This window comes from Pseudomonas aestiva (genome assembly GCF_039908605.1).
Classification (GTDB): domain Bacteria; phylum Pseudomonadota; class Gammaproteobacteria; order Pseudomonadales; family Pseudomonadaceae; genus Chryseomonas; species Chryseomonas aestiva.
On record NZ_CP150916.1, the window covers coordinates 3,869,725 to 3,885,551 of the forward strand.

At 65.9% G+C, this 15,827-nt stretch carries 15 protein-coding genes; 11 read left to right on the plus strand and 4 right to left on the minus strand.

Annotated features, from left to right (window positions below):
• Position 1: 1 nt before the first annotated feature.
• Both AABM56_RS17980 and AABM56_RS17985 read right to left on the minus strand, forming a co-directional pair.
• Positions 2-406, minus strand: a complete 405-nt coding sequence (locus tag AABM56_RS17980) for a hypothetical protein (RefSeq protein WP_133862563.1) — start codon at positions 404-406, stop codon at positions 2-4.
• Positions 403-1,623 (minus strand): N-acetylmuramoyl-L-alanine amidase, encoded by a 1,221-nt coding sequence (locus AABM56_RS17985; RefSeq protein WP_133862564.1) that lies wholly within the window; start codon positions 1,621-1,623, stop codon positions 403-405. Before AABM56_RS17985 ends, AABM56_RS17980 begins: the two co-directional genes overlap by 4 nt.
• A gap of 279 nt (positions 1,624-1,902) precedes the next feature.
• Here AABM56_RS17985 and osmE point away from each other — a divergent pair, with 279 nt between their 5' ends.
• From osmE to AABM56_RS18035, 10 genes are all read left to right on the plus strand, one after another.
• Positions 1,903-2,241 carry an osmotically-inducible lipoprotein OsmE gene (osmE, locus tag AABM56_RS17990; RefSeq protein ID WP_133862565.1) on the plus strand — a complete coding sequence of 113 codons (339 nt, stop codon included), beginning with the start codon at positions 1,903-1,905 and terminating at the stop codon, positions 2,239-2,241.
• Positions 2,242-2,433: 192 nt separating this feature from the next.
• Positions 2,434-2,955 carry a hypothetical protein gene (locus AABM56_RS17995; protein ID WP_132832850.1) on the plus strand — a complete coding sequence of 174 codons (522 nt, stop codon included), beginning with the start codon at positions 2,434-2,436 and terminating at the stop codon, positions 2,953-2,955.
• A 404-nt stretch (positions 2,956-3,359) separates the two neighbouring features.
• Positions 3,360-5,195 carry a dihydroxy-acid dehydratase gene (ilvD, locus tag AABM56_RS18000; RefSeq protein ID WP_133862566.1) on the plus strand — a complete coding sequence of 612 codons (1,836 nt, stop codon included), beginning with the start codon at positions 3,360-3,362 and terminating at the stop codon, positions 5,193-5,195.
• Between the two features lie 473 nt (positions 5,196-5,668).
• Complete coding sequence (locus tag AABM56_RS18005; RefSeq protein WP_133862567.1) at positions 5,669-6,862, plus strand: carbohydrate porin; 1,194 nt, start codon at positions 5,669-5,671, stop codon at positions 6,860-6,862.
• A gap of 63 nt (positions 6,863-6,925) precedes the next feature.
• Positions 6,926-7,954 (plus strand): sugar ABC transporter substrate-binding protein, encoded by a 1,029-nt coding sequence (locus tag AABM56_RS18010; protein WP_007162077.1) that lies wholly within the window; start codon positions 6,926-6,928, stop codon positions 7,952-7,954.
• A 106-nt stretch (positions 7,955-8,060) separates the two neighbouring features.
• Positions 8,061-9,143 (plus strand): ABC transporter permease, encoded by a 1,083-nt coding sequence (locus AABM56_RS18015; protein ID WP_133862568.1) that lies wholly within the window; start codon positions 8,061-8,063, stop codon positions 9,141-9,143.
• A complete protein-coding gene (locus AABM56_RS18020) occupies positions 9,143-9,910 on the plus strand; it encodes an ATP-binding cassette domain-containing protein (RefSeq protein ID WP_042137188.1) in 768 nt (255 codons plus the stop codon). Before AABM56_RS18015 ends, AABM56_RS18020 begins: the two co-directional genes overlap by 1 nt.
• 165 nt (positions 9,911-10,075) lie before the next feature.
• The gene (locus AABM56_RS18025; protein ID WP_347883575.1) at positions 10,076-11,962 is read left to right on the plus strand and encodes a methyl-accepting chemotaxis protein; all 1,887 of its coding nucleotides are present in this window, start codon (positions 10,076-10,078) and stop codon (positions 11,960-11,962) included.
• A gap of 111 nt (positions 11,963-12,073) precedes the next feature.
• Positions 12,074-13,432: a nucleobase:cation symporter-2 family protein gene (locus tag AABM56_RS18030; RefSeq protein ID WP_133862569.1), complete on the plus strand. Its 1,359-nt coding sequence runs from the start codon at positions 12,074-12,076 to the stop codon at positions 13,430-13,432.
• 121 nt (positions 13,433-13,553) lie between these two features.
• On the plus strand, positions 13,554-13,754 hold the full coding sequence (locus tag AABM56_RS18035; protein WP_007162082.1) for a hypothetical protein: 201 nt from the start codon (positions 13,554-13,556) through the stop codon (positions 13,752-13,754).
• On the opposite strand, the gene AABM56_RS18040 is transcribed toward AABM56_RS18035, so the two are convergent.
• Positions 13,751-14,245 carry a DUF523 domain-containing protein gene (locus AABM56_RS18040; protein WP_133862570.1) on the minus strand — a complete coding sequence of 165 codons (495 nt, stop codon included), beginning with the start codon at positions 14,243-14,245 and terminating at the stop codon, positions 13,751-13,753. The genes AABM56_RS18035 and AABM56_RS18040 overlap by 4 nt on opposite strands.
• Positions 14,246-14,276: 31 nt before the next feature.
• Positions 14,277-14,909, minus strand: a complete 633-nt coding sequence (locus tag AABM56_RS18045) for a 2OG-Fe(II) oxygenase (protein ID WP_133862571.1) — start codon at positions 14,907-14,909, stop codon at positions 14,277-14,279.
• Positions 14,910-15,087: 178 nt separating this feature from the next.
• Between AABM56_RS18045 and AABM56_RS18050 the strand changes: the two genes are divergently transcribed.
• Positions 15,088-15,825, plus strand: coding sequence for a DUF2059 domain-containing protein (locus tag AABM56_RS18050; protein ID WP_133862572.1), 738 nt, complete (start codon positions 15,088-15,090; stop codon positions 15,823-15,825).
• Positions 15,826-15,827 lie beyond the last annotated feature (2 nt).

A 15,827-nucleotide genomic window follows, 5' to 3' on the forward strand; every position in this document is an offset into this window, starting at 1 on the left:
CTCAGTGCGCCGCCGGGGCCAGTTGCAGCTCTACCGGATCGCCGGGATTGAGGCTGCGGATACGGAATTCGTCGCGGCTGAGGCTGAGGATTTCCGTGGGATAGGTGATGCCTTCCTCGATCATGTTCAGGCCCTTCTCGGTGCGCGTCCAGCGGCCCAGGGAGGGCTGGCTGCTCGGCGACGCCATCACCAGGGTGCCGTCGCTGAGGAAGACGTAGAGCATCCCCGGCTCGATGCTGTTGCTGGTCTTGATCTGCCAGACCTTGTTGACGAAGCCTTCCTGGGCACTGCCCTGCTTGTCGCGCCCGCCCTGACCGTAGCCGATCAGTCCGGCCACGATACAGAGCGCACCTATCACCAGCACCACCACGCGCCAGTAACGACGCGCCTTGTCTTGCAAACTCATGTCACTCCTTGGGTGTTCTTGAGGCTCGCCAGGTAGGTGCCCAGCGGGGGGCGCTCCTGGAAATAGCCATGCAGACCGGCAAAGATCGAATCGGCCAGCTGCTTCTGGTGGCGACTGTCGAGCAGGCGCCGGCAGTCGCGATCATTGGAAATGAAGCCCGTCTCGACCAGGATCGAGGGGATATCCGGCGATTTGAGCACAGCGAAGCCCGCCTGCTCCACTCGTTTCTGGTGCAGGTTGGTGATGCTCGACAATTGCCCCAGCACCTTGTGGCCCAGGTCCAGGCTCGACGAGATGGTGGCGTTCATCGACATGTCCAGTAGCACACCGGCGAGCATGGGATCTCGTCCCTTGAGAATTTCGTTGGCGCCGATCAGGTCGACGTTGTTCTCGCTGTCGGCCAGGAAGCGCGCCGTGGTGGAAGTCGCCCCCCCCTCGGACAGGGCATAGACCGAGGCGCCGTAGGCGGTGCGCCGCGGCGCCGCATCGGCATGCACCGAGACGAACATGTCGGCGTTGTAGCTGCGCGCGACCTCGACGCGCTTGCGCAGCGGCACGAAGAAGTCGTCGTTGCGCACCAGCTTGGCCTTGAAGCCCTTCTGCAGGTTGATGCGGCGCGCCAGATTCTGCGCCACGATCAGGGCGATGTCCTTTTCCCGATCGCCCCGGGCGCTCAGCGCACCCGGGTCCTTGCCGCCGTGACCGGCATCGACCACCACCATGATGTCGCGACCCGTGGCCAGGCCCTTGCCGCGCTTGACCTCCAGTGGCGGCTCGGCGTCGGCCGGCTTGCGGGCAGCCACCACCGGCGCTCCGGCGCGCTTGAGATCGAGCACCAGACGATTGGCCGCGCCTTCGCCCGGACCAAGGATGAAGCTTTCCACCTCTACCGGATGGGCCAGCTCCAGCACCACCCTGGTGTCCTGGGCGCCATAGTGAGCGCTGCGCACGGCGCGCACCGGCGATCCCTGCAGGGCGAGGTGATTGAGCACCGCGGGGGCCTGGGTATCGGCAAGATCGAGAATGATGCGATCCGGCGCGACCAGGGTGAAGGTCTTGTAGCGCACCGGTCCGGTGAGATCGAAGACCAGGCGGAGCTTCTCGGCATCCTGCCAGGCCCGGGCACCCTTGAGTTGCTGCCGGGCGGCAAACGCCGGCAACCCGACGGGCAAGGTCATGCCAGCCAGGATCAGATTGAGCAGACGACGGCGATTCATGAGGTCCTCGCGAGAAACGAGAAACGGCTGGGAAGTTACAACATAACGCTAAAGATCGCTTGCCGCCTGGTCTCTGTCAACTGCCATTCGAGCAAAATAATCCTTAGAAAACGGGGGCATAGCGTTCGTTTGCAGAATCAGCTTTAGATACAGTCACTTGCCGAGGCCAGCAGCCGGTCCGTCAAAGTGACAAACCGCGAGAAGTGCGACAGAGAGCGAATTTATCGGCGCCGCCATCGTCGAAGTGTCAGGCACTTCCGCCTTTGAAGGGATCACACCATGAACAAGAAAATTGCTGTCGCGACCGCGCTGCTGGCTGGCACCGTGCTGGCGGGCTGCTCCTCGGTGAAGAACACCGCAGACTACACCGTGGGCCGCGTCGAATTTCGCGAGCAACCGCTGGTGAAGCAGGTGGACAAGGGCATGAGCAAGGCTGACGTGCTGCGCCTCGGTGGCACCCCGTCGAGCACCTATACCCGCAAATTCCGTCCCGGCACCTGCAACAACTATGTGCTCAACAAGGATGGCAAGGAGCAGGTCTATTCGATCGGCTTCGACAGCATGAACCGCGTCGACAGCAAGGACTTCGAGACCTGCGAAAGCGCCGATCGCGCCTGAGCCGGGAGCTGACCGGCCGGCCAGGCCGGGTGTCCTGAAAGACGCTGGCGGCGTCTGATGGACAGGATGGGCGAGCGGCAGCACCATGGGCCCTCGCCATTCCCGATCGCTGCACCAACCTCCTGCACTGTGGATCGACGCAGGCGCGGCCAGCGCCGCCAGGTTCTACCCATCGTTCCAAGGAATTCAGGCATGTCCAGACGTCACCTCATACTCACAGCTGCGGTGCTTTCCCTGACTGGCTGCGGTGGCTATGACTACAGTTGCGATGCGGCCAAGACCGCCGAGCTGGTCCGTCAGCAATACGCCCAGACCATCAACGAGATCTATGCGGACGACATCGCCGCCGGCCAGCCTGCGCTGGAAGCCGGCCAGGTGTCGCTGGTCGACATCAAGACCCAGGAAGAACCCTCGGACAGCGGCGAAGCAGGCTTCTATACCTGCAACGCGACCGTCGAGGCCACCTGGCCCAAGGCCGCCCTCGAGCGCCTGGCTCCAGCTGCCGCCCAGCTGGCCAGTGTCGGCGCCATCCTCGAGAACGGCCACCTGCGCCATGCGCTGAGCTACGAGTCCTCGCTGGAAGGCAGCGACAAGCAGCGCGTCGACATCACCCTGCCCGAAGCCGTGGACCTGAGTCTCAAGACCCTAGCCGGCCAGGAGCCCATGGACGAATATCTGGAAGACGCCCCCGACGGCGAACAGGAAGCGCCCTAGACCTTGCCTGAAAAGTGCCTGCGCTCGGTCATGCGGCGTTAAGAATCCGCTGGGTCGCCAGTCCGACCGGAATGCTCATTTGCCCTTCGTGAAATCGAGCGCGAGTCCGATCCGCTTCCTCACGGATTTTTGCCTTGCCTGACCATCGCTCGGCGACTTTCAGACAAGTCCTACCCCTTGGACGCCGGCCTGCTGTGCAGTGCTGGCGCCCGGGTGTATGATCCGAATTCCCCTCCGCCAGCATCCTCCGGCGGGTTCGTGAGCCCTGGCAGCCCCTGTGGAGATCCCGCATGGCGTGGCCGCCCTCCGGCCCGGCAACCGTCACTCCGCGTTTGCACCGTGCCTCGTCTGCGCTCACGATGACCAGAACCGTGATCTAGAAAGCCGCCTCGGAGAGACGCTTCATGCCTGACTATCGCTCGAAAACCTCCACTCAGGGCCGCAACATGGCTGGCGCCCGGGCGCTCTGGCGCGCCACCGGGATGAAGGACGAAGACTTCAAGAAGCCCATCATCGCCATCGCCAACTCCTTTACCCAGTTCGTGCCGGGCCATGTCCACCTCAAGGACCTCGGCCAGCTGGTCGCCCGGGAAATCGAGAAGGCCGGCGGCGTGGCCAAGGAATTCAACACCATCGCCGTGGACGACGGCATCGCCATGGGCCACGACGGCATGCTCTATTCGCTGCCGAGTCGCGAGATCATCGCCGACGCCGTGGAATACATGGTCAATGCCCACTGCGCCGATGCCCTGGTGTGCATTTCCAACTGCGACAAGATCACCCCCGGCATGCTGATGGCCGCCCTGCGCCTGAACATCCCGGTGGTGTTCGTCTCCGGTGGCCCCATGGAAGCCGGCAAGACCAAGCTGGCCAGCCATGGCCTGGACCTGGTGGACGCCATGGTCATCGCCGCCGACAGCTCGGCCAGCGACGAGAAGGTCGCCGAATACGAACGCAGTGCCTGCCCCACCTGTGGCAGCTGCTCGGGCATGTTCACCGCCAACTCCATGAACTGCCTGGTCGAGGCCCTCGGCCTGGCCCTGCCCGGCAACGGCTCGACCCTGGCCACCCACGCCGACCGCAAGGAGCTGTTCCTGCAGGCCGGCCGCACCATCGTCGAGCTGTGCCGTCGCTACTACCAGGAAAATGACGAGTCGGCGCTGCCGCGCAACATTGCCTGCCATGCGGCCTTCGAGAACGCCATGACCCTGGACATCGCCATGGGCGGCTCGACCAACACCATCCTGCACCTGCTGGCCGCCGCCCAGGAAGCCGAGGTGGACTTCGATCTGCGCGACATCGATGCCCTGTCGCGCAAGGTGCCGCAGCTGTGCAAGGTGGCGCCGAACATCCAGAAGTACCACATGGAAGACGTGCACCGCGCCGGGGGCATCTTCAGCATCCTCGGCGAACTGGCCCGCGGCGGTCTCCTGCATGCCGATCTGCCCACCGTGCACAGCCGGACCCTGGGCGAAGCCATCGAGCGGTGGGACATCACCCTGACCCAGGACGAGGCGGTGAAGACCTTCTTCCGCGCCGGTCCCGCCGGCATCCCGACCCAGGAAGCCTTCAGCCAGGCGACTCGCTATGACACCCTGGACGACGACCGCGCCGAGGGCTGCATCCGCAGCGTCGCGCATGCCTATTCCCAGGAAGGTGGTCTGGCCGTGCTCTACGGCAACATCGCCCTGGACGGCTGCGTGGTGAAGACCGCCGGCGTGGATGAATCCATCCATGTGTTCGAGGGCAATGCCAAGGTCTTCGAAAGCCAGGACGCGGCGGTGCGCGGCATCCTCGCCGACGAGGTCAAGGCCGGCGACATCGTCATCATCCGCTACGAAGGGCCCAAGGGCGGCCCGGGCATGCAGGAGATGCTCTATCCCACCAGCTACCTGAAGTCCAAGGGCCTGGGCAAGCAGTGCGCCCTGCTCACCGACGGTCGCTTCTCCGGCGGCACCTCGGGCCTGTCCATCGGCCATGCCTCGCCGGAAGCCGCGGCGGGCGGTGCCATCGGCCTGGTGCGGGATGGCGACAAGGTGCTGATCGACATTCCCCAGCGCAGCATCAACCTGCTGGTGAGTGACGAAGAGCTGTCCCACCGCCGCATCGAGCAGGACAAGCTGGGCTGGAAGCCGGCACAACCCCGTGCCCGCCGCGTGACCACCGCGCTCAAGGCCTACGCCCTGCTGGCCACCAGTGCCGACAAGGGCGGCGTGCGCGACAAGGCCCTGCTGGGCTGATCCGCAGGTTCCGGGGGACGGCATCCGCCGTCTCCCGGACGCTCCGCCCCACCTTCCCTCCTGCTTTCTCCGCTCTATTTCGCCCTTCCGCTCGCGTCCTTTCCTCTGCGCTTCGCCTGCCGCTCCTTCACCTGGAGCAGCACTCGCCATGACCCCATTCCAGAGGGGTTCCACAGTTGCTTGGCTTGCTATTTTTGCAGAAGCACAGCCTGTGATTCAGCTCACACCTCGCTGTAATCGACCCGCTAGGCCGTTGAGTGATCAAAGGCTACCCTCCGTCTGCCGCTGAATTGATTCAGCGATAAGTTTGTAGTCAGGTTGGTTTCCAATGGTCACACCTATACCGATCTTCCGCTCGAGCACGGCGGATCAGGTGCTGGCCAGGCACTGAGTTACACAACAACAATAAACAGGGAACATAAATGAATAAGAAAAAGGCTATCCCCTTGGCCAGGGTTTCGGTCGCGTCCTTGATGAGCACCCTGCTCCTGATCCCCGCAGCACACGCCTTCGAAACCACCGGTTATTTCCGCGCCGGCCTGGGAGACTCCTCCGGTTCCAATTCGATGCGCTGCTTCAAGCTGCAGGGCGCCCAGTCCAAGTATCGTCTGGGTAACGAATGCGAACAGTACGGTGAATTCGCCGCCAAGCAGGACTTCCTGACCCTGGACGATGGCTCCGCCGTGGGCGTCTTCGGCATGGCCAGCCTCTACAACCAGTACGATCGCACGCCGACCTTCAATGGTGACAACGGCCAGATTCGCCTGCCCCAGGCCTATGCCTACTGGAACAACGTCGCTGCCCTCAACGGCGGTAACGTCTGGGCCGGTCGCCGCTACTACAAGCGGAACGACATCCACATCTCCGACTTCTTCTACTGGAACCAGAGCGCCACCGGCGGCGGTATCGAGGACGTCAACATCGGCGGCCTGAAATACAGCGTGGCCTTCTCGCGCAAGGACAACCAGAACCAGAAGGACTTCCAGAACCGCTTCGACTTCAACGTCGCCGGCTTCAACACCAATCCGAACGGCTCGCTGGAAATCGGCGTCAGCTACCTGGACAAGCCGACCAACCAGCCCAATGCCAACAGCGGCATCGCGGTGACGTTGCAGCACAAGCAGGCCAACTTCATGGGCTGGGGTGGCGTGAACACCTTTGCCGTGCAGCGCGGCCAGGGCCCGGGCACCGCTCTGGGCAGCACCGGCGATCCGACCCTGAGCAGTTCGGACGTCTCCTACCGCGTGGTGGACTTCTTCGACTGGCAGATCAGCCGCTACTGGGGTGGTCAGGTCGCCGCGGTCTACCAGAAGGACGAACGTCCCAATGGCAACGACCTGCGCTGGACCTCGCTGGGTGGCCGCCTGGTGTACGGCATCAGCGACCAGTTCAAGTTCTCCACCGAACTGGGTCATGACCAGGTGCAGGCTCCCGGCGGCACCCGCAAGCTGACCAAGCTGACCCTGGCACCGACCTGGTCGCCCAAGGGTCCGGAATTCAAGACCCGTCCCGAATTCCGTCTGTTCTACACCTACGCCGCCTGGAACCGGGCAGCCCAGCAGGCAGCCGATGATTTCGACGCCGGCTCCACGCTGTCGAGCACCGGCAACTTCGGCAACGATCTGCACGGCTCCAACATCGGCTTCCAAGTCGAGCAGTGGTGGTAACAGCTCCACCGCGACCGGCGTTCTGCCGGTCGCGTTCCTGTCTCCGAACCTGAGCGCACAACAATGAAAAGAACCGTCTCCCTCGCGTCCTTCGCCGGTTGCCTGTTGGCTGCCGCCCTCGCCAGCGGCACCGCCCAGGCAGCCCCCGTTTCCGCCTGTCTCATCACCAAGACCGATACCAATCCCTTCTTCGTCAAGATGAAGGAAGGCGCCACCGCCAAGGCCAAGGAGCTGGGGGTGACGCTCAAGGCCTACGCCGGCAAGATCGACGGCGACAGCGAAAGCCAGGTGGCCGCCATCGAGACCTGCATCGCCGACGGCGCCAAGGGCATCCTCATCACCGCCTCGGACACCAAGGGCATCGTGCCCAACCTGCAGAAGGCACGCGAAGCCGGTCTGCTGGTGATCGCCCTGGACACCCCGCTGGATCCGGTGAGCGCCGCCGACATGACCTTCGCCACGGACAACCTGCTGGCTGGCAAGCTGATCGGCCAGTGGGCGCGGGAAACCCTGGGTGACAAGGCCAAGGACGCCCGGGTGGCCTTTCTCGACCTGAACGCCTCCCAGCCCTCGGTGGACGTCCTGCGCGACCAGGGTTTCATGCTCGGCTTCGGCATCGATCCCAAGGACCAGAGCCGTATCGGCGACGAGACCGATCCGCGCATCGTCGGCCACGACGTGACCAACGGCAACGAGGAAGGCGGTCGCGCAGCGATGGAGAATTTGCTGCAGAAGGACCCGACCATCAACGTGGTGCACACCATCAACGAACCGGCCGCCGCGGGTGCCTACGAGGCGCTCAAGGCCGTGGGTCGCGAGAAGGACGTGCTGATCGTCTCCATCGACGGCGGCTGCCCAGGCGTGCACAACGTCGCCGACGGCGTCATCGGCGCCACCTCCCAGCAGTATCCGCTGCAGATGGCAGCGCTGGGCATCGAGGCGATCAAGACCTTTGCCGACACCGGCAAGAAGCCGACGCCCACCGAAGGCAAGAGCTTCGTCGACACCGGCGTGAAGCTGGTGACGGACAAGCCGGTCCCCGGCATCCAGTCCATCGACAGCAAGACCGCCCTGCAGAAATGCTGGGGCTGATGGCCTCTCGTCCAGGCTAGAGCAGATCGATCGCCCCGCCTGAGCGCCTGCCGCGACGGCGCGGGCGATCGACTCTCGGCCGCTTTCCCGCTCTCAGGAGATTGCCATGAGCGATCCGACCTCGCCCTCCCCGTCCGGCCAGCCCTTCGAACAGGTGCTCAAGCACAGTGCCACGGAGGTCGCCTCCTTCGCCCGTGACGAGCGCAGCCCGCTGGTCAAATTCCGTCACTTCCTGCATTCGCGCCCCTCGGCGGTCTCGTTGCTGGTGCTGCTGCTGTCGCTGTCCATCTTCGGTGCCCTGCTGGGCGGCAAGTTCTTTTCCGCCTTCGCCCTCACCCTGATCCTGCAGCAGGTCGCCATCACCGGCATCGTCGGCGCGGCCCAGACCCTGGTAGTGATCACCGCCGGCATCGACCTCTCGGTGGGCGCCATCATGGTGCTGTCCTCGGTGGTCATGGGCCAGTTCACCTTCCGCTACGGCCTGCCGGTGGAGCTGTCGATCCTCTGCGGCCTGGCGGTGGGCACCCTGTGCGGCATGGCCAACGGCTGGCTGATCGCCCGCATCAAGCTGCCGCCCTTCATCGTCACCCTGGGCATGTGGCAGATCGTGCTCGCGGCCAACTTCCTCTATTCGCGCAACGAGACCATCCGCGCCCAGGAAATCGGCGCGACCGCGCCGCTGCTGCAGGTGTTCGGCGACAATTTCCGCCTGGGTGGCGCGGTCTTCACCTATGGCGTGATCGCCCTGGTGGTGCTGGTCGCCCTGCTCTGGTACGTGCTCAACCACACCGCCTGGGGTCGGCACCTCTATGCCGTGGGCGACGATCCCGAGGCCGCGGCGCTGGCCGGGGTCAACGTCCGCCGCATGCTGATCACCGTGTACGGGCTGTCGGGGCTCATCTGCGCCTTCGCCGGCTGGGTGCTGATCGGCCGCATCGGCTCGGTCTCGCCCACCGCTGGCCAATTCGCCAACATCGAGTCCATCACCGCCGTGGTGATCGGCGGCATCTCGCTGTTCGGCGGCCGCGGCTCCATCCTCGGCATGCTGTTCGGCGCCCTGATCGTCGGCGTCTTCGCCCTCGGCCTGCGGCTGCTGGGCACCGATGTGCAATGGACCTATCTGCTGATCGGCACGCTCATCATCGCGGCCGTGGCTATCGACCAATGGATCAGAAAGGCGGCCAGCTGATGACTACCGAACCCCTGCTCATGGCCCGTGGCCTGGTGAAGCGCTACGGCCGCGTCACCGCCCTCGACCACGCCGACTTCGACCTGCTGCCCGGCGAGATCCTCGCCGTGATCGGCGACAACGGCGCCGGCAAGTCCTCGCTGATCAAGGCCATCTCCGGTGCCCTGCGGCCCGATGAGGGCGAGATCCGCTTCGAGGGCCAGCCGGTACAATTCGCCTCGCCCATCGCGGCGCGGCGGGCCGGCATCGAGACGGTCTACCAGAATCTGGCGCTGTCTCCAGCGCTGTCCATCGCCGACAACCTCTTCCTCGGTCGCGAATTGCGCAAGCCGGGGCTGCTGGGCACCCTCTGCCGCACCCTGGACCGCAAGGAAATGGAGCGCATCGCCCGGGAAAAGCTCTCCGAACTGGGCTTGATGACCATCCAGAACATCAACCAGGCGGTGGAAACCCTGTCCGGTGGCCAGCGCCAGGGCGTGGCCGTGGCCCGGGCGGCGGCCTTCGGCTCCAAGGTGATCATCCTCGACGAACCCACCGCGGCGCTGGGGGTGAAGGAATCGCGCAAGGTGCTGGAGCTGATCCTCGACGTGCGTGCCCGCGGCATCGCCATCGTGCTGATCTCCCACAACATGCCCCATGTGTTCGAGATCGCCGATCGCATCCACATCCATCGCCTGGGTCGCCGGCTGACGGTGATCGATCCGCGCCAGCACTCCATGGCCGACGCCGTGGCGCTGATGACCGGCGCCCAGACGGTGGCCGCCTAGGCACAGGCCAGGCCCAGGGTTTCCCAGCCCACGGCTGAGCGGGAGACCCGGGGCCTGCCTGATCGCCCATGATCCGGCCCGACAGGAAAAACCTGACCGGCCGCTCAAGTTATCTCCGGCAGGCACCGATAAAGTCTGACAAATAACTGTCGGAGTTGCCTCGCCGTGCCTGCCTTGTCGTTGAAACAGAAACTCTCGCTGTCTGCCACCGCGGCCGTCCTGGTCGTGGGGGTGGGTCTGACCGCCATCAACTTCTTCAATACCCGCACGGCGCTGGAAGCCTCCACGGTCGAGCAGCTGAAGACGGTCAGCTTCGTCTTCAACGGCGGGGTGCGCCAGTGGCTGGACGGCAAGGCCGCGGCGCTAGGCGCCCTGGCCGCCGACACCCAGGAGGCGAACCTCCCGGCCGGGCTCAATCAGGTCAAGAACTCCGGCGGCTTCGACAACGTCTTCTATGCCCGGCCTGATGGCAGCCAGGTCAATGCCAATGGCGTCCAGCTGCCGCCGGACAACAACGATCCGCGTAAGTGGCTGTGGTACCAGCAGGCGCAGCAGAATCCCGGCAAGGTGTTCTTTTCCATTCCCACCGTGGCGGCGGCGACCAAGCAGAACGTCCTGTCGCTGGGCTGGGCCCTGCAGTCGGCGGGCAAGACCACGGCGATCCTTGGCGCGGACGTCAGCATCAGCGACATCCTCGATCAGCTCAAGCGCGTGCAACTGCCGGGCGCCGGCAGCGCCGTGCTGGTCAACGGCCAGAACATCGTCCTGGGCCACGAGGACCCCGCCCTGCTGGCCAAGCCGATCACCGAGCTCTTTCCCCAGCTCGACGCGGACACCCTCCAGCGCCTGGCCCAGGCGCCCGGCGAGCGCCATGTCGACACGGTCGCCGGCCAGCGCCTCTATGCCGCGCCCATGAATCACAATGGCGAGACTCTGGTGATGATCGTCGACAGCGGCGTGCTCATGGCGCCGCTGCAACGCCAGCTGTGGATCAGCCTCGCCATCCTGGCCGTGGTGCTGGGTGGCTCGCTGCTGCTCATCAACCTGCTGTGCAGCTATCTGCTCCGGCCCCTGGGTGTGGTCTCGAGCGGCCTGCAGGTGATCGCCGAGGGCCAGGGCGATCTGACCCGCCGCATCGCCGTGCAGAGCACCGATGAGGTCGGCGGTCTGGCCGGCCACTTCAACCAGTTCGTGGCCAGCCTGCACGGCCTGATCGGTGGCGTGCGCCAGCATGCCCAGAGCGTCGACGCCGAATCGCAGAAGGTCCTGCAACGCAGCGCCGCGGCCACCCAGGAGCTGGGTCGCCTGCAGCAGGAGATCACCCTGGTGGCCACGGCCGTTACGGAAATGGCTTCCGCCACCCAGGAGATCGCCCGCAATGCCGAGCAGACCGCCGAGGCCATCCGCCAGTCCTCCGACAGCACCGCCCAGGGCCTGACCCTGGTGCAGACCAGCAAGGAATCCATCAACAGCCTGGCGCGGGAAGTGGACGACGCCACCCGGGTCATTGGCGAACTGGACCACCACTCCCAGGCCATCGCCAAGGTACTGGACAGCATCCAGAGCATCGCCGAGCAGACCAACCTGCTGGCGCTCAACGCGGCCATCGAAGCGGCCCGCGCCGGTGAGCACGGCCGGGGCTTTGCGGTGGTCGCCGACGAGGTGCGGACGCTGTCGCAGCGAACCCAGGCCTCGACCCGGGAGATCAACGAGACCATCGGCACCCTGCAGCAGATGACCCGCCAGGCGGTGCAGCGCATGGACAGCAGCATGGCCATCGCCGAGCGCAGCGTCGCCGACGTGGAACGCGCCTCCAGCGCCCTGGAAGAGATCGCCCAGAGTGCCGGCGTCATCTCCGAGATGTCCCTGCAGATCGCCACGGCTGCCGAGGAGCAGACCTCGGTCACCGAGGAGATCACCCGCAACGTCATCACCATCAAGGGCCTCGGCGACACCCTGGCCAGCGGCGCCGAGGATTCGGAACGCCAGTCGCGCTCCCTGCAGCATCACGCCGCCGATCTCAATCGCGACGTGGCCCGCTTCATCCTGTAACCCCTCAGGCGCAGCCACCCCCCGGGCCGGCGGCTGCGTCCCGGCCGAAGACCCTGCGCCACGGGGCGGGCATCCGGTAAGATCGGCGCTTTTTCCGCGACGACTCCGCCCATGTCCCAGCCTTCCTGCTCCGAACTGCTCTATGGTCCCCAGGACCGACCGCGCCCGCTGATCGCCCTGCTCGCGGCCATCCAGCACCTGCTGGCGATCATCGTGCCCATCGTCACCCCCGGTCTACTGATCTGCCAGGCCCTGGGTGTCTCGCCCCGCGACACCAACCTGATCGTGTCCATGTCGCTGGTGATCTCCGGCATCGCCACCTTCGTCCAGTGTCGCCGCTTCGGGCCCTTCGGCGCCGGCTTGCTGATCGTCCAGGGCACCAGCTTCAACTTCGTCGGCCCGCTGATCGCCGGTGGCGCCCTGATGGTGAAGAACGGCACCCCGGTGGAAGCCGTGATGGCGGCCATCTTCGGCGTGGTCATGGCCGGTTCCTTCGTCGAGATGGGGGTGTCGCGGGTGCTGCCCTTCGTCAAGCGCCTCATCACCCCGCTGGTGACCGGCATCGTGGTGCTGATGATCGGCCTGACGCTGATCAAGGTCGGCCTGATCAGCATGGGCGGTGGCTTCGCGGCACTGGGCAACGGCACCTTCGCCAATGGCGAGAACCTGTTGCTGTCGGGCACCGTACTGGCCACCATCGTGGTGCTCAATCGCCTTCCGTTGCGCGGTCTGCGCAGCAGCGCCATCGTCGTCGCCCTGCTGCTGGGCTACGCCCTCGCGGCCTGGCTGGGCCGGCTGAATTTCACCGGCATGCACGAGGCCGCCTGGGTGCAGATCCCCCTGCCGCTGCACTTCGGCCTGGGCTTTTCCTGGTCGCTGTTCGTGCCCCTGCTGGTGATCTACCTGGTGACCTCGCTGGAGGCCATCGGCGACATCACCGCCACCAGCAAGGTCTCCCGCGAACCGGTGGAAGGTCCGCTGTGGATGCAGCGGATCAAAGGCGGGGTGCTGGTCAACGGCGCCAACTCGCTGCTGGCCGGGCTATTCAACACCTTTCCCAGTTCGGTGTTCGCCCAGAACAACGGGGTGATCCAGCTGACCGGCATCGCCAGTCGCCATGTCGGTCTGTGGATCGCCGCCATCCTGGTCCTGCTGGGGCTGTTCCCGGCGGTGGCCGGGGTGATCCAGGCAGTGCCCGAGCCGGTGCTCGGCGGCGCGGCCATGGTGATGTTCGGCGCGGTCGCCGCCTCGGGGATCAACATCCTCGCCAGTGTCGAGCTGGACCGACGCGCGCTGCTGATCATCGCCGTGTCCCTGGCGCTGGGCCTGGGCATTTCCCAGGTACCGGAATTTCTCGCCCATATGCCGGCCGGCCTGAGAGCGGTGCTGGAATCCGGCGTCGCCACCGGCGGCCTGTGCGCCCTGCTGATGAACTGGTTCCTGCCGGAAACGCCCAAGACCGCCGGCTAGACGCCCTTTTTCATCCGCGGACTGAAGTTCCACGCGGGGGTGCCGATAGCCTGGGCAAGTCACCTGTGGACTCGCCACGGTCGTCGTTTCGACCGTGGGCGACCCACCCAGCAGAGCGCCCATGATCAGCCCGGATGTTCCTGTCGTTAAGGTCCCGCTGCGCGAATATGCCGTCCTGGCGCGTGCCATGGGCGCCACCGTCTTTGCCCAGAACCTCGAAAAGCAGCCGGGCGAACTGGTCGGCTGGCGCTTTCCCAAGGGCTGCTTTGTGCAGAAGGCGCATTTCCAGAGCCTGCTGGGCCGCCAGCCGGAGACTCTCTAGGCGTTGCCTTCCAGCGCCGCGAGCAGGCGCTGCGCCTCTTGCAGTTCGGTCTCGTTGAAGACGGCGACGCCCGCGCGCTTCAGCGCCGCCGCCGTGACGCCCTCGCCCGCCACCCGGGTGCCGCTGAAGCTGCCGTCGTAGTTTTCCACATTGCCGCAGGACGGACTGCGCGCCTTTAGCACCGCCAGGCGGATGCCATGGCGCGCGATCAGTTCGAGCGCGGCCGTGGCCCCGGCGACGAAGGCCCGGGTCACGTCCTCTCCGCTATCGGTCACCACCGGCAGCCGACCGTCCAGCACTGCGCCACCCTGGCCGCCGGGAATTTCCGCCGGCGGACGGGGCGTCGGCAGGCCACCGGCCACTTCCGGACAGAGCGGCACGATGCGGCCCTGGGCCTGCCAGACCGCCAGCAGGTCGAAGGGGCCGTGGGCGCCGCCGTCATAGCGCACCCGATGCCCCAGCAGGCAGCGACTCACCAGTATCTTTTCCATGCAGCCTCCCGGTCCGCCGCCAGTCTACGCCCTAGGCCTGCAGCGGATTGTCGCCACGCCGGCGGAACCAGCCGGTCAGCGACAGCCGCTCGCGGGTGGCCGGCAGCACCTCGTGGGGCAACTGGCCGGAGAGAAAGCACACCAGGCTGCCGCCCAGGGGCAGGACATCCTGCTGGTGCCGCTCATCCAGATAGAGCCGCAGCTCGCCGCCCTGCTCCGGCAACCAGGCATCGTTGAGATAGAGCACCAGGGAGACCATGCGCCGGTCATCGTCGCGGAAGCGATCCAGGTGCCGTGCATAGAAGGCGCCGGGCGGATAGAGGGCGAAGTGGCTCTCGTAGTCTTCCAGCCCCAGGAACAGGGAGCGGTTGAAGGCCTCGCGCAGGGTGTCCATGAGTTGCAGATAACGCTGCACGCCGGGATGGGCATCGTCCGGCTCCAGCCAGGCGATATGATCGCCTCGTACCCCTTCGCGGATCAGCGGGCTTTCGCCGCGACCGATGCCGGCGCGCTCCAGCTCACCGCGGGCGTGGCGCAACCTGCACTCGGCGGCCAGCTCGGCAGTGAGGTCCAGGGGCAGGAAGATGCTCTGCCGCGACCAGCCGTGCTCGGCGAGATCGTCGACGATACGTTGCAGCAGGGGATGCTCGGGGTGCAGAGCCATCGCGGAAACCGTCAGAACCGGGCCAGGCCGGCGGGATGCCGAGTGTAAGAGAAGTCGGCCACGGCTGCGCGCCTGCCTTGACCAGGCGACGAATGCCCGGGATGAGCGCCTCGACAGCCAGCCTGGGGTTGCCGACAATGGCGGACTTTCCGGCTCTGCGCCGCTGCCCGAGGTGTCCATGCGCGTTTTGTTCGCTTCCCTGCTTTTCGCCATCAGCCTGCCCGCCCTGGCCGACGATACGGTCAGTCTCTATCAGGCCGCAGGTTGGCCCGAGCAGCGCGGACACTTCCGTGACGCCCTGCAGGCTGCCCAGCAGCGCTACCAGAACAGCCTGCCGCCGGCGCTCTACCAGAGCCTGGTGGACAACAGCAACAAGCGCTACACCGCCGCGGCCATCGATCAGCGCGCCCTGGCCGCCTTGCGCCAGAGCCTGCCGGCCGACGGCCCCGCCCTGCAGTTCTTCCAGTCGCCGGTGGGACGCAAGGTGGTCGCCGCGGAAATCGCCGCCACGCGCAGCGATCAACTGGCCAAGAACGCCAATGGCGTACCCCAGATGCAGGCCAGCCCGGCCCGGCGTGCCCAGGCCAAGCGCCTGGCCACTGCCCTGCCCGTGCGCGAAGCCGGGGCCGAGGTCAGCGTGGCCCTGGCGGGCCTCGCCGCCGACAGCCTGAGTTCGATGCTGCCGGGCCTGCTGGGCCAGCAGCAATCCGGCGGCATGATCGAGCAGCAGCGCCAGCGATTCATCCAGCAGATGAATGCCGGTGACCTGGAAAACACCCTGCTCTATGTCTATCGCCCCCTGAACGACAGCGAACTCGGCCAGTTCGCCGACTTCGCCAGCTCGCCCAATGGCAGCGCCTACTACCGTGCCGCCGTGGCGGCCCTGCGCGCCGGCCTGGGTGGCGGCGGTCAGTAAGA